This window comes from Saccharopolyspora sp. ASAGF58 (assembly GCF_012277335.1).
Taxonomy (GTDB): Bacteria; Actinomycetota; Actinomycetes; order Mycobacteriales; family Pseudonocardiaceae; genus Saccharopolyspora; species Saccharopolyspora hattusasensis.
Genome location: NZ_CP040605.1, coordinates 7,901,688 through 7,925,066, shown reverse-complemented (window position 1 = coordinate 7,925,066; position 23,379 = coordinate 7,901,688). Strand labels below are relative to the sequence as shown.

Sequence of the window (23,379 nt, the reverse complement as noted above, 5' to 3'; positions counted from 1 at the left end):
ATGGCCAAAGAGCTGCGGTACAACAAGGAAGCACGGTCGCGGCTCGAGCACGGCGTCAACGCCCTCGCCGACGCGGTCAAGGTGACCCTCGGCCCCAAGGGACGCAACGCGGTACTCGAAAAGCTCACCGGACCCCCCACGATCACCAATGACGGCGTGACCATCGCCCGCGAGATCCAGCTACGCGAACCCTTCGCCAACATGGGCGCCCAGCTGGTCAAGGAAGTGGCGATGAAAACCAATGGTGTGGTCGGCGATGGAACCACCACCGCGACCGTGCTGGCTCAGGCGATGGTCCGCGAGGGGCTCCGGGCCGTCGATGCCGGCGCCAACCCCATGCGAGTGCGCCGCGGCATCGAGCGAGCCGTGTCCGTGGTCGTCGACTCGCTCCGCGATCAGTCGTCCCAGGTTAGTGGCCAGAGCGACCTGCAGCGGATCGCGACACTCGCCGCCAGTGATGACGAAACGATCGGACATGCCATCGCGCAGGCCGTCGACTACGTCGGCAAGTCCGGAGTGGTCACCACCGAGGAGAGCGACACTCTCGGATTGTCCGTCGACATCGTCGACGGCATCGAGTTCGACCACGGTTACACCTCCGGGTACATGGTCACCGACGCAGAGCGGATGGAAGCGGTGCACAACAATCCGCTGATTCTGCTGACAAACAAGAAGATCACCCAGGTGCAGGAAATCATGCCGAGCATCGAGGTGGCCAAGCGCGCAGACCGGCCGCTGGTCGTGCTGGCCGAGGAAGTCGACGGACCGGCTCTGCAACTCCTCGTCGGCGGCAACATGCACAAGACGATGCAGTCGGTGGTCGTCCGAGCACCCGGTTTCGGGCACCGCCGCGTCGCCGAACTGGAAGACCTCGCGGTGGCGCTGGGTGGACATGTAATCGCCAAGGACACCGGCATCGAGCTGTCCGAGGTGACTGTCGGCCATCTCGGTTCGTGTGACCGCATCACGGTAACCGAGAACGAGACGACAATCGTCGGCGGTCACGGGGATCAGCGTCTCCTCGACGCCCGCCTCGCGCAGCTCGAGGCCCAGCGCGAGCGTGCCAAGATCGACGCCGACCAGGAAAGCCTCGAACTGCGCATTGCCCGGCTCACCGGGCGGGTCGCCGTCATCCGAGTGGGCGGCGCCACCAGCGTCGAGCTCAAGGAGCGGATGCTTCGCGTCGAGGACGCTCTGGCCGCCACCCGCGCTGCGGTGGAGGAGGGGATCGTGTCCGGTGGTGGAACCGCACTGGTTCAATCACACCGGGCACTCAAGGATGTCGATCTCCCCGAGGACGAGGCAATCGGGTGGGGTGTCGTGCGACGCGCTCTTGCCGAACCCCTCCGTTGGATCGCGATCAACGCCGGCTTCGACGGCGACGAGGTCGTCGAGGTGGTCGCCGGCTTGCCGCTCGGGCACGGGTTCAACGCCCTCACCGGTGAATATGTCGACATGTTCGACGACGGTGTGATCGACCCGTTCAAGGTCACGCGCGCCGCGCTCGAAAGCGCCGCATCGATTGCGGCACTGCTCATCACGACCGAGACCGCCGTCGTGGAGGAGATCATCGGCAACCCCGGCGCGATCGTCGCTCCCGGCTTCGGCGATCTCGCCGAAGGCATGGTCCGGCCGTCCAACATCTACTGAGGTTCAACGCTGTCGAGCAACGGCCATACCTCGCCCTGATTCGTCCCCGGGAGATGACGCCGTCATGTTCCGTACTGGGCGGTCGCGGCGGGCGAGTGGTCGTGATTGGCTCGCCGCGGGGCGGGGGCCCGGGCAACCTGCACGGGCCCCCGCCCGCTCGCGACTTCTGCCGCGACTTCTGCCGCGCTGGGGCGTCTCGAGTTTGTGGCGCCACCGGTGCCACCGGCAGAAGCGGTCTCGCGAGATTTGAGAAACGCGAAAAGCCGCAATTTCAATGGAACTTGCGGGGTGGCGGCGTGTCGGGTAACGACACACCGGTGGCTGTGGACAACTTCCGCAATTTCAATGGAACTTGCGGGGTGGCGGCGTGTCGGGTAACGACACACCGGTGGCTGTGGATAACTTCCGCAATTTCAATGGAAATCGGACCTCCTGGGCAAGGTCCGCTGGACGCCCGACCGGACCTGCCGCTGGGCCTTGCGGCGACGTGCAAGATCGACGCCTTCGGCATCAGCTACATCAGCTACATCAGCTACATCGGCTGAATCGGCTAAATCGAGTGTCCCGCCAACGGGTCGGTGATCCACTTCTGCGGTCCGGCCCGGGTCGAAGCAGTCCCATAACGAGACAGCCATGTGTCAACGGCGTCACTAGCGTCGGTCAAGCCGACGTGCCGGCCAACCAGCAACGAGCCGGGCGTGCGACGTGCGACCAACGGAGGTAGCAGATGAAGGCACTTGTTTACCACGGTCCGGACAACAAGGCCTGGGAGGACGTACCGGACGCGGCCGTGCAGGAACCCACCGACGTCGTGGTCAAGGTCGATACGACCACGATCTGCGGTACGGACCTGCACATCCTGCAGGGCGATGTTCCAGCGGTGACCGACGGCCGGATCCTCGGTCACGAGGCGGTCGGCACGATCACCGAGGTCGGGGCCGCGGTTCGCGGGTTCTCCGTGGGAGACCGGGTGCTGGTCCCGGCAATCACCAAGTGCGGTCGCTGTGAGTACTGCCAGCGGGGCATGCCGTCGCACTGCCAGACCGTGGGCGGGATCGGCTGGATCTTGGGCCACCTGATCGACGGTACTCAGGCCGAGTACGTTCGCGTCCCGTACGCGGACACGTCGCTCTACGCCGTTCCGGAGGCCGTCAGCGACGAGCAAGCGATCTTCCTCGCCGATTCCCTGCCGACCGGCTACGAGGTCGGCGTCCTCGCGGGCAACGTCCGACCCGGCCACACGGTCGCGGTCGTCGGCGCTGGTGCGGTCGGACTGTCCGCAGTGCTCACCACCGGTCTGTGGGGCGCGTCCAAGGTGATCGCGATCGACTCCAACAAGTTCCGCCTGGAGAAGGCGCTGGAGTTCGGGGCCACCGACGCAGTCGAAGTCGGACCCGGCACCGTCAGTGACGTCATCGCGCTCACCGACGGGCTCGGCGTCGACGTCGCGATCGAAGCCGTCGGCTATCCGGAGACCCTGCTCACCGCCGCATCGATTGTGCGGCCCGGCGGCACGATCGCCAACGTCGGCGTGCACGGGACACCGGTCGAGATCCCGATGCAGGACATGTGGATCAGCAACGTGACCATGACGATGGGCCTGGTCGACACCGTCTCGATCCCGACCCTGCTCAAGATGGTCGCAAGCGGGCGCATCCCGTCGGAGAAGATGGGCACCCACTCGTTCACTTTCGACCAGATCGACGAGGCCTACGACGTGTTCAAGAACTCCGCGGCCAACCAGGCGCTCAAGGTCGTGATCACACCCGGCCGGCACTCGAACACTCCGTGAGCCTGACGCTTGCCAACCAGCCTCCGCCGTTCGGTAGTGGATCAACCACGACCGAGCGGCGGAGGCGTTCCACGGGTCCGCCTTGCCACATCGAGTGACTTGAGCCGTCGAGGAAACCGGGCCGCAGACCCGCTGAGCCGTATCGCCGCCGCACGGCCGCCACGGCCGGGACCGCGCCCCGGATCTCGAGGCACACCGGCGGATAGAAATAGTCTACAATGGACTCTTGATCGGCCGTGACACCCACGCGGCGATCTGTGTGCGGGAGCGGAAACCGAGCTTGACCCGGATGTGCTCGACGTGTGATTCGACGGTTCGGGGGGCGATCATCAATATCGCTCCGATCTCTTTGTCGCGCAAACCCTGCGAGACCAACTCGGCGATTTGCAATTCCCGGCGAGTCAACACGAATCGAGCCTCGGTTCCGGCCGCGGGGCGAGCCATGAGTGTGGGTGCCGCGACTGGCTCTTTCACTGCGGTTCTTATGGGTTTAGGCCCCCCGCTGGTCGCCGGCGGCACCGAGGACTTGCACCAGTCGCGATACCGCAGCATGACCGAGGCTTCGTCCCCTGACTCGCTCAGCAATTCGCGGCCATAACACCGGAACGTCTCCGGTAGCCAGTACCGTGCGCGCGAGTCCTGATCGATCCGGACCAAGATCGACTTCTTGACCAGGTGGGTCAGGTAATAGACCACGTCGTCAGCCCGCATCCCGCTGCCGGCGCCGACCTTCTCGCCCGCCTCTAGATCGAACTCGCCAGGGAACACCGACAGGCGGGCCCACAGCGCGCGCTCATGCTTCGAGCAGAGTTCGGAACTCCACTGCGCCGAGGCACGCGCATCGCGATGCAGCGGTGATCGAGCAACGCTGGAAGAGGTCGTCAACAGCTGGAACCTGTTCGGTAATCGTTCTACGATCTGGTGCACCGACAGCGCCCGCAGCCGAAGCGCGGCTATTTCGATCTCCAGCGGAATTCCGTCCAATCGCCGGCAGAGCGTCGCCACAGCCGCGGCGTTGCGGTCGTCGAGTACGAACCCGGAGACCATCGCATCGGCGCGATCCACGAACAAGCGCACCGCGTCGTACTCGTCCAGCGCCGCTGGCGACAGCGTCACACCAGCGGGCGGCACCGACAGGCTCGGCACCGGCAGGACGCACTCGCCGAGGATCGACAGAGTTTCCCGGCTCGTCGCCAGGATCCGCAACCCTGGCGCAGCGCGCAGTGCCGCGTCAGCGAACTTGGCGCACGCCTCCACCAGGTGCTCACAGTTGTCGAGCACAAGCAGTGACTGCTTGTTAGCCAGCTCCTTCGCGACCGCATCGATTCCGGTATCGCCGATGCACTCAGGGAGCCCGAATGCCTCGACCACCGTCGGCACGACCGACCTACCGTCACAGATTGAGGTGAAGTCGACAAGCCGCACACCATCCGGGAATGCTCGGCGCACCTCTGTGGCGAACCGCCGCGCCAACCGGGACTTGCCCACGCCGCCGACTCCGGTCAACGTGAGCAGCCGCGACCGGGACAGGAAGCTTCGGACCTGCGCGAGCTCGTGTTGGCGTCCTACGTAGCTGGTGGTCTCGGACGGAGACTCCAAAGCTGAAAAAACGGACATAATGATCACGGTCTTCGCTGATCGGATCGGTTGTGGATGGCCGATGCCCACTGGCGGCCGTTACTTCGAGGCTGGCCCGCTCAAGTTTCGGTTGCGTGCGTGACGCGCATCGCTCCCGGGTCCGCACGGTGTCGCGTCGACAACTACAGCACTGGCGCGCCGGCCGACCGGACGGAATTGGCAGTGCTCAGGATGGTGTGCCGGTCCTGACCACCGAGACAATCTTGGACTTCCCTTGCTCGCCAACCGGGAATTCATCACGCCGCCTTCGCGGGCTCGTGGTGGTGCGCGTTAACACGGTGGCTCTCCCGGGTGGCGGCCAGGCTGGCCCGGCAGGTGCGGAGTATTTGCCGTGTCGCCTCGGTGTCAGGGCACCTATGGCAACGCGTGCAGGTCACTGCGACCGAACCCGTCAGTTCGTCTACCGCGACCAACGCCTCGGCCTCGCAGCGACGACACCATCGATGCCCGGTCACGATGATCACGTGCACAGGCGAACCGATGCACTCGTGAACCCATCGTCGGTGGAAGTGGCAAGTGATGCGTTCGAGGGCCGCGAGATCCTCGCGCTCCTCCGCGGCGTCCTCAAGGATCAGCCTGTCCGTTAGGCGACGATCGCGGAGGTCCGCATAACGGTGACCGAACCGCAGGACCTCCGCCTCCCCGGGCTGGGAAGGGCACGAGGAAAGTCGGTCGTGCGGGCGCTCGGCCCGTTCGCGCTGGGTGGAGAGAAGCACGGGTATCGCCTCCTGTCCCTCCTCGGGGCATCGTGATCAGATTTGATCACCTCGAACACTGTTCGGGCCGACCACCTCGAACACAGTTCGGGTTGACCGCCGTCGACTCGTCTCGGCTTTGTCGGGGCCGACGCATATGAAGCTAGGCCGATATCAGCCACGTCACTGTCGCACTTTGCGACGCACGTCATTGCGAGGCGGAACCGAGTGCTAACGCCGCGATGTGGGATCGGTGGCCCGGCGGCCCCGGCGAAGAGCTCGTAGTACGCCATTGAGTGCAGAGTGGGCGGCAGTGGGAGTGCAATTTCGCGAGAAATTGACGTTCACCCGGGTGAACGTCAATTTCTCGCGAAATTGCACCCCACCGGGTCAGCGGGCCTGGTGGACGGCGGCGTTAAGCTCCGTCACGTTCACCGCGCGCTCGGCGACCATCCCACCGGTGCTCGGCGACCAGTCGCCGCACCTCATACTCGCTCACAGGGGTCTCCTTCAACGTGGTGGACGTGAGAAGCCCCCGGCATCCGCCGGGGGAAACCCACCAGGAGCGAGGCCCCCCGTTCATCACATTCAGAGGACCTTGTCCAGGAAGGCGCGGATGCGGGGATTGGTGTTGCTGTCGGAGAAGAATTCCGCCGGTGGGAGGTCGGCGGCGATCTTCCCGCCGTCGACGAAGACGACGCGGTCGGCGACCTTGCGGGCGAAGCCCATCTCGTGGGTGACGACGACCATGGTCATGCCGTCGTCGGACAGTGTTCCTGACGGAATGACACGCCTCCTCGAGTACCCTCGAGTACGGCGCGGGCACCGGGCTCGTCTCACAGGAATTCGCCCGCAGCGTCGGTCTGATCACCTTCACAGACACGTCGGCGGGTGTGCCGGAGGACATGCACACCAAGCCAGGACCGCGGCACGGTTGCGTTCGAGAGCCGGCTCAGCCCGAGTCAAGGAATGCGCCGCCGATGCAGCGGTCCGTTTGGCATCGCAATCAGTGTGGAAGACCTTGCGGCGGCGGCGCCTTCCCTCGCCGCCGAGTACCTCTTGTCGGCTCCGGGCACTTCGGAAGCTGAGCTGCTGGCGCCGCCGCTGCGGCTTCTTGTCCCCGCGCGGTAGCCAGCAATCAGCATCTGGCGCCCGCGAATTTCTGACCATCAGGCACTCGTGTAAGTGGCTTGAAGACTAGTAGAGCGCTTTGCCTCCGTCGAGGCGGATTACAGTACCGGTCAGGTAGGGCGAGCATGTCGACAAGAACAGCAGGGTCTCCGCGACATCGTCGGCGTCGCCGTTGCGGAATTCATAGCGTGTGCCGACACGGTAGGTGTCGCCTTCCACCAGCGGCTCGCCGCGGTAGCGCCGCAAAGCGTCATTCGTTCCGTCGTCAGAGCGGAAGAACTGTGTCGGTGCGACGGCGTTGCACTGGACGGTGGGCGAGAGCGCAACGGCGAGCTGCTCCATCAGCCGGATCAGCGCCGTCTTGGACAGGCTGTGCGGGATGAGGTTGGGCCATGCCTCGTTGGTCGAGTTGCCCACCAGCGCGATGATTCGGCCGTGGCCTTGCTTCTGCATGACCTTCGCAGCCTCCTGGCTGAGGAAGAAGGGACCCCGGATGTTGATGCCGAATGCGGCGTCGAAGTCGTCCTCGGTGACATCCTCAAACTCTTTCGCCCTAAGTGAGCTTGCGTTGTGGATCAGGACGGTGAGGTCGCCCCGCCAGGCGAGTGTCCGGTCCACCAGCGACCGAGCCTGGGACGTGTTCGATACGTCCGCTTCGATCGCGGTCGCCTCGCCGCCTTCGGAGCGGATGAGCTCGACAGTCTCTTCCGCGAGCTCTGACTGCTTCCAGTGGTTCACGACAACCGCTGCCCCGGCTGCCGCGAACCTACGCGCGAACTCGCGGCCTGCACGCTCGGCAGCGCCGGTGATGAGGACCGTCTTGCCGTCGAGTCTTGGATTCATGAAGTTTCCCTTCTCGGAACTTGGGTGGTGTGGTTCGGTGACGAATTCTCGGGCCGCGGAGGAGCGGGAGCGCAGCGCACGTGGACAGGGCGGTCGTATGCTCCGGGTTCAGATCTCCCGGACTCCGGCTTTCCATACGGCGCGTGTGAGCGGCACCGCCGGGCGGTATGCGAGGTGGGTGACCGAAGGGGCATCCAGTACCTGGAGGTCCGCTCGAGCGCCTGCGCGGACGATGCCGACGGCCGGCTGCGGTACGCCACGCGGATCGCGCCATCCGTCCGTGTGCATTCCGAGTGCGATAGCACCGCCCAGCGTCGCCGCGCGGATCGCCTCCCGGACGGACATCCCCATCTGGAGGACCGCAGTTGCCACGCAGAACGCCATCGAGGTGGTAAATGAGGTGCCCGGATTGCAGTTCGACGCTATCGCGACGACGGCGCCGGCATCGAGTAGCCGGCGGGCGGGTGCGAGCGGCATCTTGGTCGACAGGTCGCAGGCAGGGAGCACCGTGGCGACAGTGCCGCGTGTTTCACTTGCCCAGGAGGACGCGAGCGCGTCGATGTCGTCGTCGGTGAGGAAACCGAGATGGTCCACGCTGAGCGCTTCATACTCCACCGCGAGCCGCACTCCCGGCCCGTGCCCGAGCTGATTGCCGTGGAGTCGGCGCGCAAGGCCGCGCTCTCTTGCGGTTTCGAGAATCCGCCGCGTCGCCGCTTCGTCAAAGGCGCCGGTCTCGCAGAACGCGTCCACCGCTGAAACGAGAGGTGCCACGGCGTCAAGCATCGGGCCGGTGACGAGCTCGAGATAGCCGGCCGGGTCTTGGTCCTCGGGTACGACGTGGGCGCCGAGGAAGGTCACGGCATCGGCGTGTCGGCACGCCACGTGTGCCGCCCGCACCTCATCGGCCACGGTGAGTCCGTAGCCGGTCTTGGTCTCGATCGTCGTCGTCCCACTGCGGCGTGCTTCGGCGACGAGCCGCGTGATGTTCGCTTCGAGATCCTCGTCGCTCGCAGAGCGTGTGTCCTTAACCGTGACATTGATGCCCCCGGCTGAGTACGGCTGACCGGCCATGCGTGCCTCGAACTCGGCGGTGCGGTCTCCCGCGAACACCATGTGAGTGTGGGAATCGACCCAACCAGGAAGTACCGCGCGACCGCCGACGGCGATCTTTCGGTCCGCAGCCGGCGCGCTGCCGGCCGCGCCGACCCAGGCGATTCGGTCGCCCTCGATCACCAGCGCGGCGTCGGCGACCCTGCCTCCGTTCGTTTCGTCGTTCGTCGTCAGCTCTGAAATGCCGTCGAGAAGGACGGACTCCTGCGCCCCTGTCATGCCTTCACGTGTCCTTGTCCTTCGTGCTCAACCCCTGGTCACCCTCGTGACTGGTCTTCGCGCGGAGCTCGTAGCCGTGAGAACTGTGCCGTCGAGTACGCGCGGTCGCTGACCGGACTGCGGAAGGGTTCGGTGGTGTGATCACGTCCGTTCAACTCGGTCTCGATGACGTACCGAAGCAGCTCCCCGACGATCGGTGCGGTTTTGAACTGCGTGCCGGATGTCGCCATTGCCACGAAGAGACCGTCGTAGCATGTGCGGTCATAGATCGGAAGCCAGTCCTCGGCGGCGTCGTAGAGCCCGACGACACCCATACGCACGCGCGGAATGCCCAGATCCGGGATGCGCCGGGCAAGCCTCAAGGTCATCCGTTCCCAGGCGTCCGCCGACACGAGCTGGTTGAACACGTCGGGATCTTGTATGAATGTCTGCTCGTCGGCGCGATCGCCGTTGCTACCCACGAGGAATGCGTCGCCGCGTTCCGGGCGGAAGTTGATGTTGAGGTCGCCATCCACGAGGTGCACACCCTGAAGAGCAAGGTCCAAACCAGAGGGTGCCGGGACGTGGATGAGTTCTTCGCGGATGCGCCGAGTGCGGATGCGGAAGTCGGCGGTCGCGCCGATGCCTCGGATCAGCCGGTCGGTATGTGGCCCGGCGGCGACGAGCACGGCCTCGGCGCGCAATGTGATGCCATCCCCGAGCGTCACACCCACAACACGGTCACCTTCGAAGTCGAAGCTGACTACGGTGGCCGAAAGCCGTAAACGCGCGCCAGCCCGTTGCGCGGCCCGCATCAGGTTGACGGCGGCGAGTGTCGGATCGCCCACGTAGCCCGACTGCGACGTGTAAAGACCGCCGCGGAGGAACTCGGTGGGCTCGGCCCAGAACGCCTCGTCGTCGACCGACCGGGGCGGACCGAACCGATGGAAGTCGAAGTATGGAAAGTGGCCACTCATGTCTGCCAAGGTCCACTTGTCGAAGGCGACGCCTGCACCGCTCATCGCCGCGGCTGCCTGGTCGGCGAACCCGTTGCCGGTGTCTAGAATGAGCGAGCCGCACCGCACGAATCGAGCGAGGTCCTCGGACTCGTCCGCTCCGAGGAACTCCCGCCAGTTGTTCCACACCGACAGCGCGTCGTCGGCAAGCGCCGAACTCTGTGCGTCGCTCGCGTGCACGCGGATGACCCCGGCCGACGCCCCCGTCGATCCGTCTCCGATTCCGCTGTTGCGATCGAGCACGAGCACGTCGTGACCCGACTTCGCCAGCGCCAGTGCGGCACTGGCGCCGATCACGCCTGCGCCGACGATCAGTACTTCAGTGCGGTTCTCTAACCCGACGTCCATGGTTTCCTCGCGTAGCTAGTCGGTAAAGCGCCCCATCACAGCCCCCAGCCGAGGTGGGGCCGACGTGCGCCCTTTTGCTTCACGAAAGACTCGCGGAGATCGGATACCCGGTCGCCTTCGAAGGTGAGGAGGAAGTTGCCGGCCAGTGTGTACTCTTCCCCGCCGGATTGCAGGATCGTCCACCACTCAACGCCCACGCGATCGCCTTCGATCACCGGGACTCCGTAGCGGAAGTCCACGTCGGCGACATCGGCGACCGCGACCTCCCAGAACCCCTCGATGGCCTCATGGCCGACGAAGGGTTCTTCGAGGAAGGGGGTGTTTCGATAGCAGGCGTCTTCGGTGAAGATCGCGGCAGCACCCTTGGCGTCGCGTTCGCGCCAGACCCGCCCGAAGCTCTCCAACCATTCCTTCACGACGTCAGCTGACACGGTCATCGGATCTTCCTCACTGTTGTTGTTGGCGCAACCGCGATGGGACTCGTAGATGACGCCAGTCTATGCACGCGCGCTAGATTCGCATAGTATTATACAGACGGTGTCGGCCGACGGAGAGGACGTAACTCGACATGGCACGCACTCGCCAGCGTGAGGAGACTGATCAGTTCGATGACTTGTACTGGGAGTCTCGATCCGAGGTGATCGTCGAAGACGACGCCTTCCTCGAGGAGATCGTGACCAATGCGGAGCTGCCGGTCCTGCTGGCCGCCATCGCTGCCGTACTCCGCGACACCACGTTCCTTCGGGCGGAGCTGGCGCCCCCACTGACTCCGATGGACACAGAGCCGCATCCACACTGTGGCATGACCGCAGATCAGCGGAAGAAGGCGTCTGCGCTCGCGCTGCTGGGACTGAAGGAGATGCGCGACAAGAAGATCGATTCCGTCGATATGCTGCCGGACGCGACCGCGCGCGAGATCCTCAACTATCTCACGGGTGGTCGCGACGAGTGGGCCAACATGCTCACGCACGAGCTCGACATCGCGGAAGGCAAAGGAGGAAGACCTACCTGGGACTTCAACGAGGTAGCGAAGGGGCGCGAGTTCTCGACGCTCATCGTCGGCGCGGGCGTCGGCGGCATCGCGGCCGCTTATCGGTACGGGCAGGCCGGTGTCCCATTTGTCCTCATCGAGGCCGGCGCGACCGTAGGTGGGACATGGGCGAAGAACACCTATCCCGGCGTCCGCCTCGACACGCCGACCTTCGGCTACTCGTACTCCTTCGCCCAGCGGGGCGACTGGCCCAATCAGTTCGCTCGGGGCGGCGAGATCCTCGACTACCTTCGCGATGTCGCCGACCGGGCCGGGATCACGAACGAGATCGAGTTCTCAACCCGACTCGTGCGTCTGCGATGGGACGAGGAAGCACGGCTGTGGGAGGCCACGACGCGCGGCGCCGATGGGGCTGAGCAGGTGCGGCGGTTCTCCGCCATCGTCAGTGCGGTAGGGCAGCTCGATCGCCCGAACATCCCGGAGATCGCCAGCGCGGAGCTGTATCGCGGCGCGGCCATGCACACTCAGGAGTGGGACCACGACGTCGACCTCACGGGCAAGCGAGTGGCCGTCATCGGTACCGGGGCGAGCGCCTATCAGGTTGTGCCGGCGATTGTCAACGAGGTGGACTCGCTCGTCATCTTCCAGCGCAGCGCACCTTGGATGCTACCGGCACCCAACTACCACCACCCCGTCACGGATGCATTCACCTGGCTCCGGCGTAAGGTGCCCCATTACGCACAGTGGTATCGGCTCTGGGTCATCCTCACCGGGATCCCCGGCAGAGCGCACACGGTGACGGCACAAGAAAACTGGCTGGGCGCCCCGTTGAGCATCTCCCCGAAGAACCAGGAGCTGAGAGACTACCTCATCGCCCGTGTCGAGGAGCAGCTGGAAGGCAACCCAGAACTTCTCGAGCACGCGATTCCTAGCTATCCGCCAGGGGCGAAACGGATGCTTCGTGACAATAAGGTGTGGGCGGCCGCGTTGCGGTCGGAGAAGACGACGCTCGTGAACGCGGGAATCGAACGATTCACCGAGAACGGTCTCGTCGATGGGGCTGGTCAGGAACACGAGGTCGATGTCGTGGTGTATGCGACGGGTTTCAAGCCCTCCGACTACCTGGACGACGTCGAGGTCATCGGTCGCGATGGTCGCGAGATCCACGAGTTCTGGGATGGCGACGCACGCGCTTACAACGGGATCACTGTCCCGGGGTTCCCCAACTTCTTCCTCGTCTATGGACCAAATGTCGGTGGCGTCGTCGCGGGAAGCCTGCACTTCATGCTCGAACGCGCTGCGGAGTATTCATTGTCGGCGGTTTACGAGATCCTGAGCAGGGGGGTCGCCGCGATCGATGTGCGCCCCGAGGCGCTTGACCGCTTCGTTGCGTGGGTGGACGAGGGCAATCGTAAAATGGCGTGGGGTCAGCCCTACGTGCGTACGTGGTATCAAAACAAACACGGTCGAGTATCTCAGATCTGGCCGTACACGAACGTTGAGTACTGGGACATCACCGAGTCAGTGAACGAAGACGATTACGATTTCCTTGAGTAGGCGTGTGCAACCGGCCGGGCGCGTCGCACGCGTGCTCACGTTCTTTCAGACGGGATAATAGGATGGTAACAATCGAGCGGGACCGGATAACGATCGGCGGGCTGGAGACGAGCTACCTGGCTGCAGGAGACCGCTGCACTCAACCGGTCGTGCTCCTGCACGACGGGGCGTGGGGCGGATCGGCGGAAGCCAGCTGGCGTGACGTGATCCCGATCTTGGCCACACGTTACCGAGTGATCGCACCGGACTTGTACGGTTACGGACGTTCCAGCAAGCTGGTACAGCTCGACGTTGCTCCCTACGAGTTCAGGCTTCGACAGGTCGCCGGTCTGCTCGACGTAGTGGGGCTGGGCGCCACATCCGCGCACTTCGTCGGGAACTCCTTCGGCGGAGCCATGGCCCTGCGTGCATCGACGCTACCGTGGTGTGCGTGGCGCGTAAGGTCGGCCGTGTCGATCGCAGGAACCGGAGGACCCTATCGTACGAAGGAATCGTTGGCGTCACTGTCGCATTTCGACGGCTCACGGGCGGACATGCTGCGTATCGTCCGCCTTCTTACCGGTGATTTCGACGGCATCGACAGCCACGTCGATCTCCGGATGCGAGATGCGAGCAACTCCGGTCATTATCGAGCGGTCGCCGCGGCCGGACTCGCCACACCATTCGGTGTGGCTGCGAAGCTAGCGGACAGGTATCCGGAGAATCTCCGGGACGTGAAGGTGCCTCTCGCGCTTGTGAGCGGCGTGAAGGATGACCTCGTCGAACGGGACTGGGCGCGGAGGATCGCCCAGCATGCGCCGTCCTGTTCCGTATACGACATCGAGGCGCGACACTCTCCGAACATCAGCGACCCCGAGACCACCGCGATGTTGCTCTTGGAGATACTGGAGTCGTTTGATGATCTGGCTCCTGCGCGCGGTGAAGCGCTGGGCCTCGAGGAAAGCTGTATCGGAGGGCCGAGATGACGAGGAGCGCGACCTCCTCAGACGACATCTATGACCGATTTAGGAGCGCCCGGCTCTCTCCAGCGCAGCGGCGGATCGCACGCTATATCGTTGACCATCGCGACGCGGCGGCGTTCCTGACGAGCGAGAGCATCGCGCAACAGGTTGGGGTCAGTCAGCCGTCGGTATCCAGATTCGCCGCAGCGCTGGGCTACGCAAGATTCTCCGACTTCAAACGCGCCCTGCAGAAGTGGGCGCGTTCGGAGATGTCCACGCTCGCGCCACAGTCCGTGGACGCAAGCCCCCTCTACGAGGCGATCAGCGCCGAGATCGCAAACCTACAGTGGCTAGGCAATTCGGCCGGCCTCGGGGAGCAGATCTCCCGCGTCGGCGCTGCCATCATGTCGTCGAAACCGCTTCCGGTCGTCGGCCTTCGATTCTCCCGCTCGTTCGCGGAGCACTTTGCCTACCTCGGTGCCAAGGTCCATTCCGGAATCTCCGTGATCGACCGGGGCGATACCCAGGCGAAAGAGAGTATCGCCCGAGCATACAGCCAGGGCGCGACCTGGTGTCTGTTCTTCATTCTTCCCCGCTACCCCCGCGAGGCGTGCGAGCTCGTGCGCTATGCACGGCAGATGGGGTTGAAGGTCGCGGTTCTCAGCGATGAGTCGTTCGCGACGGTAGGACATGAGGCTGACGAGCTCATCACGGTCAGGCTCGGCAGCGGTTTGCTGTTCGACACGTCGGCTGCGATCAACATCATGTCGAGCGCACTGCTTCATGCGATGGCCGATTCCAGTCCCGGTAGTTCACAGGAGGGACTCGAGCGCTTCGAGCGCCACGCGTCCGATCTGGAGGTGTTCGAGGACTGAACCGCTCAATCGTCGACGGATCGGCTCACCGAGGCGCTCCGTGTAATGACGTTCAGTAACGACGTCTTGTGGCGCGCGAAGGTGCTGCGGTGCAAGGAAAACGCGCAGAACCCCGGGATGAAGTAGGTCCTTCCACAGATCGACTTCACGGGGTTCTGCGCTCGATTCGCCTGCGAACTCACCGACAATGAAATTGCAATGCGGTTGTACATCTCGAAAGATACCGTAAAGTCTCGATTGTGTAATATCTACCGCAAGTTTAATCTACGCAACCGTGTCGGTGCTGACTGTGCGTACAGGCAGATTGGGGCGTTTGTTTTGATCACGACCATGTGGCTGTTGGCCGTTTTCGCCGCCGGCAGTCCAATCGGAGCTGAGATAAGGAAGCACCGAGATTCACTCGGTTGGACGCTTGAGAAGCTGGCAGAAGCCACAGACATCTCACGCTCAGACCCCCGAGTACTCACGTGCTCTAATCAGTACTTCGCCGCTTGGCTCGGCTGAACGTGAGCGAGCGGTGTTTACACGAGTTGGACGACAGTCAGTGTTGACTCGTCCTGGCTTGCGCCGGTATCGAGCTTTCATCGATGAAGCTGCCCTACAGCGCAAGGTTAGCAGCGATCCTAAAACGACGGTTGGTCAACTAAACCACTTGATCAGGATTGGAGAAGAACCCGGCAAGTCCGTTCGAATAGTACCGTTCTCCGTAGGCGCTTATTGGGGCTGCGAAGGTGCATTCATACTCTATGAACTCGGAGAAAGTAACACTGTGGCCTTCCAAGAAAACCAGGGAACCGGGGTGTTCATCGATGATCAGTCGGCCGCAGTCTACCAAGACGTTCTTAAGAATTTGGACAATGTCGCATTGGACTCGTCCGAGTCGCGACGATTGATATCGACCTACTTGGAGCAGTACGAAAATGAAGTTTGAGTTCCGCAAGAGTAGCTACAGCGGCGGCGCAAGTGGAACTTGCGTAGAAGTCGCTTCCAACGTTCCGGGAGTTCGGGCGGTTCGCGACAGCAAGAACCCAAGCGGAACGCCGCTGATCTTCGATCCTGACAAGTTCACAGCGTTCGTCGGTTCTGTGAAGGCTGGTCGATTCGACCACTGAGCGAGATACAGCGGTGCCCCCGGTACGTCGTACCGGGGGCACCGCTGTATCTGTGGATCAGGTTCTGCCGTTGTGTCTGCGGGGATCCTCGATGATGGCTCGCCACGTCATGTATCGCTGTTCGGGAACGTGGAACTCACATTGCCGACACGTCCACTGTCCGTGTTCGCGGTACACCGTTATTCTGGGGTACGAGCTCGGAATCCTCAAGCCGTCACATTCCGAGCAATTCAGAAATGCCGAAGATTCGCCGATTGACCATACATCCCGCACATGTCTGCCTTTCCGCCAGCAAGACGTGAAAGAAATGGAAGCTTTGGCGAATCTTCTTGCCAGACACATGAAAAAGTATCTCCTCACTGAGGCCATGAGCCGACAATGGGAACAAAAGAGAAGTCGATCTTAGTCGTGACCCCGACTCTTGTCCGATGCCCCGCACCCCCGGTGCGGGGCATCGCCACATCCCGGACACTGTGCACATTGCACACATCAGCACGATCAGGCGCATCAGCCGTTACAGTGCGTACGGCTGACCGCGGCCCGCATCGTTTTGCCGTCAGAAGGCGACGACCCTCAGATCAACCTTGCACACGCCCTGCCGGTGCGGTACTCGTGGGGTCGTCGGAGACCCTGACGATGAGTTTGCCGAAGTTCTTGCCCTCGAGAAGCCCGAAGAACGCGTCGGCGGCGTTCTCGATGCCGTCGACGAAGTCCTCCCGGTACTTGAGGCTTCCGTCGGCCAGCCAGCCCGATACGTCGCTTTGGAACTGCTCGTAATGCGTTGCCACGAAGTCTCGCTGGGTGAATCCACGGACAAGCAGCCGCTTGGTGTTAATGGCTTTCATGAGCAACGGGAGCCGATCGGGCCCCGATGGTAGACTTGTCTCATTATATTGCGCGATTAGACCGCAGACCGGGACGCGTGCGAAGTCGTTCAGGTGATCAAACACAGCATCCCACACCGCACCGCCGACATTTTCGAAGTAGACGTCGATGCCATCCGGGACAGCCGCACTCAGATCGTCCGCGAACCTGGGCGAGCGATGGTCGATCGCGACATCGAAACCCAGCTCCGTCAGCCAGGCAACCTTCCTCGGCCCGCCCGCGATCCCGACGGTGCGCGCGCCATGTAACCGCGCGATCTGCCCTACCATTGAACCGACCGGACCCGCTGCGGCCGCTACTACGAGTGTCTCGCCCCGGCGTGGGCGGCCGATCTCGGTGAGGCCCACGTATGCAGCGAAGGCCGGCATACCAAGCACTCCCAAGGCGGTCGAGATAGGCGCTTTGCTCGGGTCGATCCGGCGCAGCAGCCGGGCATCCTGGACCGCATGCGTCTGCCATCCGCAATGCGCCAGCACGATGTCCCCGGGAGCGACTAGGGGGGATGCCGATTCAAGGACCTCGCAGACCGTTCCCCCTTCCATGACCTCGCCGATCTCTACCGGCTTTGCGTATGACCTGGCAGCGTCCATCCGGCCGCGCATGTACGGGTCCAGGGACAGGTAGATCGTCCGCAGCAGCGCCTGGCCTTCCTTCAAGGCGGCAACCTCCCGCACTTCAAGGCGGAGGTTCTCGTGAACGGGTGCACCGTTCGGGCGGGAGGCGAGGACGACTGCCGTCGTTTGGGTCATGGTCAAACCATACGTGTAGGTTGCCCAGTCTGCATAGAGTAGATACAGTTGCCATGTCGACTGAATGATTTTCTGCATTCGATGTCGGCCCCACACCGCGCTCGCGTTCGTCGCCACGAAGTACGAGGAGACAGATCACCATGACCACCATCACAATCAGCGGCGAGCGTTTGAGCCTCGACGCGCTTCGACCTGTCTATCGGGGCCCCGTGGAAGTGGAGCTCACTCATCAGGCGCTGGAGAACCTCCAACGAGGACATCAGGTCATCCTCGACGCGATCGGCCGCGGACAGGTCGTGTATGGCGTGAACACCGGTTTCGGGAAGCTCGCGGATCGACGGATCTCCCCGGGGGATCTCGCGGAATTGCAGCGGCGGTCGGTGCTTTCGCACATGGTCGGGGTGGGTGACCCACTTCCGGACGAGATCGTGCGGGCGATCCTCGTCATCAAACTCATCGGACTCGCGAGGGGTCACTCAGGTGTCCGCGTCGAGATCGCCGAGATGCTGACGGCGCTCATCAACGCCGACGTGCTGCCGGTCATCCCTTCCCAGGGGTCGGTAGGAGCATCCGGGGACCTCGCACCTTTGGCCCACATGGCCGGAGCGATGATCGGAGAGGGCCGGGTGCGGATCAATGGAGTAACCTACGACGCCATCGAGGGGCTCGCCAAGGCTGGGATCACGCCGGTGGTGCTTGGCCCTAAAGAAGCGGTAGCCCTTCTCAACGGTGTTCAGGCCTCCACCGCCATAGCCCTCCGCGGGTTGTTCGGGGCCGAGGCGGTCTTCAATGCCGGACTTGCCGCGGGCGCACTCACGCTGGAAGCAACGGCAGGCCGGCAGGTGGTGCTCGATGACCGCATCCAGCAGGTCCGCGGACACGACGGTCAGATCCGCGTTGCCGGCGCCCTGCGTCGCCTGGTCGAAGACAGCCCGGTGCTCGATATCGAGTTCGAGGGGCGCCGCCTGCAGGACCCCTACTGCCTGCGTTGCCAGCCACAAGTGATGGGCGCGGCGCTCGACCTTCTCACGTTCGCGGCACGCACCATCGAACAGGAGGTCAATGCGGTCTCCGACAACCCGCTGATGTTCCCTGGCGACAATGTTGTGCTCTCAGGCGGAAACTTCCACGGGCAGCCCATCGCTTACGCGGCAGACATCATCGCCATGGCAATCTGCGAGATCGGCTCCATCTCCGAACGCCGCCAGGCGATGCTGATGGATTCCTCCATGAGTGGGCTGGCACCCTTCCTGGTGGAGAACGCGGGGCTGAACTCGGGGTTCATCATGGTCCAGGTCACCAGCGCCGCGCTCGTCGCAGAGAACCGCGCCAAGGCGACGCCGAGCAGCGTGGACAGCATCCCCACCTCCGCCGGCCAGGAAGACCACGTGAGCATGGCCACCCACGCCTCCATGCGGCTGGGGCCGATGGTGCGTAATGCGGCATACATCGTCGCGATCGAGCTGTTGTGCGCCGCGCAGGGGCTGGACCTTCGCAACGAAGGACTGGCAGCGCCCGCCAACCGCCCTACGTACGGGCTCGTCCGTGCCAAGGCCGAGTTCCTCAAGGATGACCGGATCATGGCGGGCGAGATGGAGGCCATCGCCGCAGATGTCCTCGATGGGGTTTTCGTGGAGATCACCGGGGTGCCGCTCGAGGTAGTGAACTGAGCGAGCTGGTTGCGCCATCGTTGCGAATGTGGCGAAATGTCCACGGCCGCAGACGTCCGGGAAGGCGCTGCACCGACACGCGCCGCACGGGTTCTAGAGCGGGCCCGTGTTTCAAGCGCGAAACAGCTTGCTGACGTGCGAAATCAGGGCTTGCGCTGCTGCATATCGGTTGATACATTTTCCGACACGAATGAATAGTTCTGTTCATAGCAGGAGTTCCGAACCGCCTTAGGAGCTAGAGATGTCCAAGTCCCGTGCGCTCACAGCCACGCTCTCGTTAGTCGCCTCCGCAGCACTACTGATTTCCGGCTGCGCGCCCGGGACCACGTCGCCGAGCGAGAACAAAACGACCGGTGCCGAAGTCATTCCCGAGTTGCGTGGTCAGCTTCCTCAGCAGGTTCGCGATTCGGGCGTGCTTATGGTAGCTACCGATCCGCAGTACCCGCCGTGCGACTTCACCAACGAGTCCGGTCAGATCGACGGCTTCAACCACGATCTCCTGATGGAGATGGCCCCGCGTCTCGGGGTCAAGATCGAGCAGGAGGCGATCTCGTTCGATGGTCTGCTGCCGGGAGTCCAGAGCGGGCGCTTCACCGCGGCCATGGAGTGCATTACCGACAACGTGGAGCGCGAAAAGACTGTCAAGTTCGTCGACTACGCTTACGCGACGAAGAGCGTCCTCGTCAGCTCGAAGAACATCAAAGGCATCACTGGGAACCCGCTGAGTGTCTGTGGTCTGCACGCGGGCGTGCAGACCGGCACGGAGTTCGTCAGCGATGTGGAGTTGTTCACGAAGAACTGCGAGGCGGCGGGGCGTGCGCCGGTGGAGGTGACCAACTTCCCGTCCGCCGGCGACCAGAACACTGCCCTGCAGGCTGGCCGGATCGACTTCGCCGTCACCAACACCGCGACCGGAGCGTGGCAGGCGAAGGTTTCCAACAAAGCGTTTGACGTCATCCCCAACCCGCTGCTGTCGCGCACGTATGTCGGCATCGTCGTCGCACCCGACGCCGACGGCACCGCTCAGGCGCTCCTCGGTGCATTAACTGCGATGATCAAGGACGGTACCTACGACAAGGTCATGGCGAAGTGGGGCATTGAGGAGGACGCGCTGAAGGAGCCCGGCATCAACCTGGCGACGACTCGTCCTCTGAAGCTGCCCGAGCCGTGCGGTGCGTGTGGGTTCTGATCGACAAGATGTCGAAGAGATCGACGATTGTCGTCCTGAACAACAGGTCCACGCAGGCCTGGCAGATCGACTCGCAAAGCGCGCGGGCGTGGGACGGCACCGCTCGGAACAGCCCCTTCCATTTCTGTGCGACGCGTGATCTGAGAGCGCCCGGTGGCGTCGCGCACGTCCGGTCGCAGGTGTTCGAGCGGCGTCCATGCCGTCTCGTCGAGCCGGCACCCGATCACCTGCTCACGAGACAACGAAAGGAAGGTGCCACCGTTGGCTGATTCGACAGCGAATGTCGAGGTCCGAGACCCCCACGCAAGGCCCGTTCCGCGCAGGCACACAAGTTACTGGATCAGCGGGCTGGTGGCGACCCTGTTGGCGGGGGGTATCGTCTATGGTTTTGCGACCAACGAAAACATGGGATGGCCCGTCTTCGCACGGTACGTGTTCTCCGAGCCTATCCTCCAAGGGGTGCGGGTGACGATTGAGCTATCGCTCATCTCCCAAGTATTCGCGGTCCTCATCGGCTGTCTGTTGGCGCTACTCGGTGAGTCCCGCAACCCGGTGTTTCGCGCCCTCGTGAAGGCGTATGTGGGCCTTTTCCGAGGACTTCCGCTCCTGATTCTCCTTCTCGTCTGCTTCAACGCGGCACTGTTCATCCCGCGAGTGGGCTTTGGTGGATTCAGCTGGGACACCAATACCCTCATCACCGGCTTCACCGCGGCGATCATCGGGCTGTCACTACACGAAGGCGCCTTCATGGTGGAGATCATCAGGGCGGGGTTCATGTCGGTTCCCAGTGGTCAGCGAGAGGCGGCCCATAGTCTGGGGATGAAGCGAGGACTCATCATGAGGACAATCGTTATCCCCCAGGCAATCCGGGTGATCATTCCGCCCACGGGCAACCAGTTCATAAGCCTCTTGAAGGCGAGCGCGCTCGTCGCCGTCATCGGCGGCGGCGATCTGCTCACACGGGCCCAGCAGATCTACGGGTCCAACTTCCAGGTCATACCGCTACTGATGGTGGCGAGCTTCTGGTACTTGGTGCTCGTCACGATTGCGACCTTCGGCCAGCACTTCCTCGAGAAGAAGTACTCCCTGTCTGGCGGCCCCCAGAAGAAGCCCGTCAAACCTCGTCTCGCGGAGGCGCCCGAATGAACCGGCAACCCCTCGTCACCATCCGCGACGTCGTCAAGCGCTTCGGCGAGGTGGACGTCCTCAAGGGGATCGATCTCGAGGTCATGCCCGGCGAAGTGCTCTGCCTCATCGGGCCGTCCGGGTCCGGTAAAAGCACCCTGCTTCGCTGCGTGAACTATCTCGAGCAGGCCGACAGCGGCTACATCCGAGTGGAGGACCAGTTCGCCGGCGCAGTCGTCAAGAACGGTGAGCTGCACGAGGCGAGCGAGTCAGAGATCGCCAGGTACCGCCAGCGCATCGGCATGGTTTTCCAGCACTTCAATCTCTTCCTCCACCTCACCGCGCTCGAGAACGTCACGACCGGACTCATCAAGGTCCGCCACCTCGCCAAGAGCGATGCGGTCGAGCGCGCCAAGGCCGCCTTGGCGGACGTGGGACTAGAGCACCTCCAGAATTCCTACCCACGTCACCTTTCGGGCGGCCAACAGCAGCGTGTGGCCATCGCCCGCGCGCTGGCCATGGAGCCCAAGCTGATGCTGTTCGACGAGCCGACCAGCGCGCTGGACCCCGAACTGGTCGGTGAAGTGCTCTCGGTCATGCGCCGCGTGGCCGAGGACGGCATGACGATGATCGTGGTTACCCACGAGATGCGGTTCGCTCGCGATGTCGCCGACCGCGTTGCCTTCATGGATCAGGGCCGGATCGCGGAGATCGGTCCGGCCAAGCAGCTCATCGATTCGCCGAGTTCCGAACGGACTAGGCACTTTCTCAATCACGTGGAGTGACACCAGTGTTCGAACAAGAACGCGGACGCGACGCGCCGGACCCGTCCATGACCGCAATCGACAGGCGAAGGTCTCAGGACCAGGTTACGACCGGCCCCACCCTCACGTTCACCAATCCGGTCGGTCCCGCCGACGCGACTCATCTCGTGCTCGGGCACTCCCTGGGAACCTCCGCTGCCTTGTGGGCAGAGGTCGTTCCGCTGCTGGCGCAGTCGTTTCAGGTCATGTGCTGGGAGCTTCCCGGACACGGCAATTCGCCTGCCGCAGTACGGGCGTTCACGATCAACGACCTGTCCGACGGGATCGTGGAGCACCTCGACAAACGCGGCGTGTCGAGCTTCCTCTATGCCGGCGTCTCGATCAGCGGCACGGTGGGACTCGACCTGGCGCTGAGATACGCCGACCGGATCGCCGCGGCCGCGATCGTTTCGGCAGGAGCGCGTGTGGACTCCCACGCGGCATGGGCTGAGCGCGCGGAATCGGTGCGAGCGAGTGGCACCGGCTCTCTCGTGGCCGGCTCGTTGCAACGTTGGTTCGCTCCGTCGACCCGTGAACGGCACGCCGACAGGGCCGAACGGATGCTTCACGCGCTCCGCGATACAGACGACGAGAGCTATGCGTGCGCCTGTGAGGCGCTCGCCGGCTACGACGTCACGGCGGGGCTCGCGCAGGTGGCGCCGCCGGTCCTGGCGCTGTGGGGACAGTATGACCAACTCGTGCCCGAACACCGGTCAGCACAGATCGCGAAGGGTGTGCGGCGCGGTATTGCTCAGTGCGTCCCGGATGCGGCGCACGCCAGCCCTCTGGAGCAGCCCGAGACAGTTGCCGGTCAGTTGACCACATTTTTCGGTTCGATCTTCCAGCCTGCGCCCGACACCGACCGCGGTGGCACCGTCGCCCGAACTAGACAAGTACGTCCGTGATCAGCGCGTCGCGCACGCTGGAAGAGGAGACGAGCCGTAGCGTCTCGTTGCGTCGATCACCACTTCGAGAAACCGATCAGGAAGACGACTCCTTGACAGAAATGGCTCCGGCAGCACGCATGCCAACCAACCACTCCTGTGACCACACTGACATCG

General features: G+C 63.6%; 21 protein-coding genes. 14 read left to right on the top strand and 7 right to left on the bottom strand.

Going from position 1 to position 23,379, the window contains the following annotated elements; translation table 11 throughout:
- From groL to FDZ84_RS37025, 3 genes are all read left to right on the top strand, one after another.
- On the top strand, window positions 1–1,650 hold the full coding sequence (groL, locus tag FDZ84_RS37030; protein WP_168589634.1) for a chaperonin GroEL: 1,650 nt from the start codon (window positions 1–3) through the stop codon (window positions 1,648–1,650).
- A 416-nt stretch (window positions 1,651–2,066) separates the two neighbouring features.
- Window positions 2,067–2,195 carry a hypothetical protein gene (locus FDZ84_RS40315; protein ID WP_256413630.1) on the top strand — a complete coding sequence of 43 codons (129 nt, stop codon included), beginning with the start codon at window positions 2,067–2,069 and terminating at the stop codon, window positions 2,193–2,195.
- Between the two features lie 182 nt (window positions 2,196–2,377).
- The gene (locus FDZ84_RS37025) at window positions 2,378–3,442 is read left to right on the top strand and encodes an alcohol dehydrogenase catalytic domain-containing protein (RefSeq protein WP_168589633.1); all 1,065 of its coding nucleotides are present in this window, start codon (window positions 2,378–2,380) and stop codon (window positions 3,440–3,442) included.
- A 213-nt stretch (window positions 3,443–3,655) separates the two neighbouring features.
- Here FDZ84_RS37025 and FDZ84_RS37020 read toward each other — a convergent pair whose 3' ends face one another.
- The 6 genes from FDZ84_RS37020 to FDZ84_RS36995 all read right to left on the bottom strand — a co-directional run bounded on the left by FDZ84_RS37020 (window position 3,656) and on the right by FDZ84_RS36995 (window position 10,858).
- Window positions 3,656–5,059: a LuxR C-terminal-related transcriptional regulator gene (locus FDZ84_RS37020; protein WP_168589632.1), complete on the bottom strand. Its 1,404-nt coding sequence runs from the start codon at window positions 5,057–5,059 to the stop codon at window positions 3,656–3,658.
- A 1,304-nt stretch (window positions 5,060–6,363) separates the two neighbouring features.
- Window positions 6,364–6,531 carry an amino acid ABC transporter ATP-binding protein gene (locus tag FDZ84_RS37015; protein WP_210435360.1) on the bottom strand — a complete coding sequence of 56 codons (168 nt, stop codon included), beginning with the start codon at window positions 6,529–6,531 and terminating at the stop codon, window positions 6,364–6,366.
- A gap of 441 nt (window positions 6,532–6,972) precedes the next feature.
- The gene (locus tag FDZ84_RS37010) at window positions 6,973–7,749 is read right to left on the bottom strand and encodes an SDR family NAD(P)-dependent oxidoreductase (RefSeq protein WP_168589631.1); all 777 of its coding nucleotides are present in this window, start codon (window positions 7,747–7,749) and stop codon (window positions 6,973–6,975) included.
- A 108-nt stretch (window positions 7,750–7,857) separates the two neighbouring features.
- A complete protein-coding gene (gene hutI / locus FDZ84_RS37005; RefSeq protein WP_168589630.1) occupies window positions 7,858–9,078 on the bottom strand; it encodes an imidazolonepropionase in 1,221 nt (406 codons plus the stop codon).
- A 38-nt stretch (window positions 9,079–9,116) separates the two neighbouring features.
- Window positions 9,117–10,421 (bottom strand): FAD-binding oxidoreductase, encoded by a 1,305-nt coding sequence (locus tag FDZ84_RS37000; protein ID WP_168589629.1) that lies wholly within the window; start codon window positions 10,419–10,421, stop codon window positions 9,117–9,119.
- 35 nt (window positions 10,422–10,456) lie between these two features.
- The gene (locus FDZ84_RS36995; RefSeq protein WP_168589628.1) at window positions 10,457–10,858 is read right to left on the bottom strand and encodes a nuclear transport factor 2 family protein; all 402 of its coding nucleotides are present in this window, start codon (window positions 10,856–10,858) and stop codon (window positions 10,457–10,459) included.
- Window positions 10,859–11,058: 200 nt separating this feature from the next.
- On the opposite strand from FDZ84_RS36995, the gene FDZ84_RS36990 reads away from it, so the two are divergent.
- From FDZ84_RS36990 to FDZ84_RS36970, 6 genes are all read left to right on the top strand, one after another.
- Entirely contained in the window at window positions 11,059–12,969 is a 1,911-nt protein-coding gene (locus FDZ84_RS36990; RefSeq protein ID WP_168589627.1) for an NAD(P)/FAD-dependent oxidoreductase, read from the top strand.
- A 62-nt stretch (window positions 12,970–13,031) separates the two neighbouring features.
- Window positions 13,032–13,934, top strand: coding sequence for an alpha/beta fold hydrolase (locus FDZ84_RS36985; RefSeq protein WP_168589626.1), 903 nt, complete (start codon window positions 13,032–13,034; stop codon window positions 13,932–13,934).
- The gene (locus FDZ84_RS36980) at window positions 13,931–14,785 is read left to right on the top strand and encodes a MurR/RpiR family transcriptional regulator (RefSeq protein ID WP_168589625.1); all 855 of its coding nucleotides are present in this window, start codon (window positions 13,931–13,933) and stop codon (window positions 14,783–14,785) included. The genes FDZ84_RS36985 and FDZ84_RS36980 overlap by 4 nt, the downstream gene beginning before the upstream one ends.
- A gap of 138 nt (window positions 14,786–14,923) precedes the next feature.
- Complete coding sequence (locus FDZ84_RS41445) at window positions 14,924–15,289, top strand: LuxR C-terminal-related transcriptional regulator (RefSeq protein ID WP_371812943.1); 366 nt, start codon at window positions 14,924–14,926, stop codon at window positions 15,287–15,289.
- On the top strand, window positions 15,198–15,716 hold the full coding sequence (locus FDZ84_RS41440; RefSeq protein ID WP_371812743.1) for a DUF5753 domain-containing protein: 519 nt from the start codon (window positions 15,198–15,200) through the stop codon (window positions 15,714–15,716). The genes FDZ84_RS41445 and FDZ84_RS41440 overlap by 92 nt, the downstream gene beginning before the upstream one ends.
- A complete protein-coding gene (locus tag FDZ84_RS36970) occupies window positions 15,706–15,897 on the top strand; it encodes a DUF397 domain-containing protein (RefSeq protein ID WP_168589623.1) in 192 nt (63 codons plus the stop codon). The genes FDZ84_RS41440 and FDZ84_RS36970 overlap by 11 nt, the downstream gene beginning before the upstream one ends.
- A 578-nt stretch (window positions 15,898–16,475) precedes the next feature.
- On the opposite strand, the gene FDZ84_RS36965 is transcribed toward FDZ84_RS36970, so the two are convergent.
- A complete protein-coding gene (locus FDZ84_RS36965; RefSeq protein WP_246868686.1) occupies window positions 16,476–17,609 on the bottom strand; it encodes an NADP-dependent oxidoreductase in 1,134 nt (377 codons plus the stop codon).
- Between the two features lie 62 nt (window positions 17,610–17,671).
- Between FDZ84_RS36965 and hutH the strand changes: the two genes are divergently transcribed.
- From hutH to FDZ84_RS36940, 5 genes are all read left to right on the top strand, one after another.
- Window positions 17,672–19,201, top strand: a complete 1,530-nt coding sequence (gene hutH, locus FDZ84_RS36960) for a histidine ammonia-lyase (protein WP_168589622.1) — start codon at window positions 17,672–17,674, stop codon at window positions 19,199–19,201.
- A gap of 241 nt (window positions 19,202–19,442) precedes the next feature.
- On the top strand, window positions 19,443–20,390 hold the full coding sequence (locus FDZ84_RS36955) for an ABC transporter substrate-binding protein (RefSeq protein WP_168589621.1): 948 nt from the start codon (window positions 19,443–19,445) through the stop codon (window positions 20,388–20,390).
- Window positions 20,391–20,651: 261 nt separating this feature from the next.
- Entirely contained in the window at window positions 20,652–21,536 is an 885-nt protein-coding gene (locus FDZ84_RS36950; RefSeq protein ID WP_168589620.1) for an amino acid ABC transporter permease, read from the top strand.
- Window positions 21,533–22,300, top strand: a complete 768-nt coding sequence (locus FDZ84_RS36945) for an amino acid ABC transporter ATP-binding protein (protein ID WP_168589619.1) — start codon at window positions 21,533–21,535, stop codon at window positions 22,298–22,300. The genes FDZ84_RS36950 and FDZ84_RS36945 overlap by 4 nt, the downstream gene beginning before the upstream one ends.
- A gap of 5 nt (window positions 22,301–22,305) precedes the next feature.
- Window positions 22,306–23,223, top strand: a complete 918-nt coding sequence (locus tag FDZ84_RS36940; RefSeq protein ID WP_210435359.1) for an alpha/beta fold hydrolase — start codon at window positions 22,306–22,308, stop codon at window positions 23,221–23,223.
- The last annotated feature ends 156 nt before the right edge of the window (window positions 23,224–23,379 follow it).

Coding starts and splice junctions, on each gene's coding strand:
- FDZ84_RS37015 (WP_210435360.1), bottom strand. CDS start 6,531: ATGACCATGGTCGTCGTCACCCACGAGATGGGCTTCGCCCGCAAGGTC.
- groL (WP_168589634.1), top strand. CDS start 1: ATGGCCAAAGAGCTGCGGTACAACAAGGAAGCACGGTCGCGGCTCGAG.
- FDZ84_RS37025 (WP_168589633.1), top strand. CDS start 2,378: ATGAAGGCACTTGTTTACCACGGTCCGGACAACAAGGCCTGGGAGGAC.
- FDZ84_RS36965 (WP_246868686.1), bottom strand. CDS start 17,609: ATGCAGAAAATCATTCAGTCGACATGGCAACTGTATCTACTCTATGCA.
- FDZ84_RS40315 (WP_256413630.1), top strand. CDS start 2,067: ATGGAAATCGGACCTCCTGGGCAAGGTCCGCTGGACGCCCGACCGGAC.
- hutH (WP_168589622.1), top strand. CDS start 17,672: ATGACCACCATCACAATCAGCGGCGAGCGTTTGAGCCTCGACGCGCTT.
- FDZ84_RS36985 (WP_168589626.1), top strand. CDS start 13,032: ATGGTAACAATCGAGCGGGACCGGATAACGATCGGCGGGCTGGAGACG.
- FDZ84_RS36945 (WP_168589619.1), top strand. CDS start 21,533: ATGAACCGGCAACCCCTCGTCACCATCCGCGACGTCGTCAAGCGCTTC.
- FDZ84_RS36980 (WP_168589625.1), top strand. CDS start 13,931: ATGACGAGGAGCGCGACCTCCTCAGACGACATCTATGACCGATTTAGG.
- hutI (WP_168589630.1), bottom strand. CDS start 9,078: ATGACAGGGGCGCAGGAGTCCGTCCTTCTCGACGGCATTTCAGAGCTG.
- FDZ84_RS36995 (WP_168589628.1), bottom strand. CDS start 10,858: ATGACCGTGTCAGCTGACGTCGTGAAGGAATGGTTGGAGAGCTTCGGG.
- FDZ84_RS37000 (WP_168589629.1), bottom strand. CDS start 10,421: ATGGACGTCGGGTTAGAGAACCGCACTGAAGTACTGATCGTCGGCGCA.
- FDZ84_RS36970 (WP_168589623.1), top strand. CDS start 15,706: ATGAAGTTTGAGTTCCGCAAGAGTAGCTACAGCGGCGGCGCAAGTGGA.
- FDZ84_RS37010 (WP_168589631.1), bottom strand. CDS start 7,749: ATGAATCCAAGACTCGACGGCAAGACGGTCCTCATCACCGGCGCTGCC.
- FDZ84_RS37020 (WP_168589632.1), bottom strand. CDS start 5,059: ATGTCCGTTTTTTCAGCTTTGGAGTCTCCGTCCGAGACCACCAGCTAC.
- FDZ84_RS36955 (WP_168589621.1), top strand. CDS start 19,443: ATGTCCAAGTCCCGTGCGCTCACAGCCACGCTCTCGTTAGTCGCCTCC.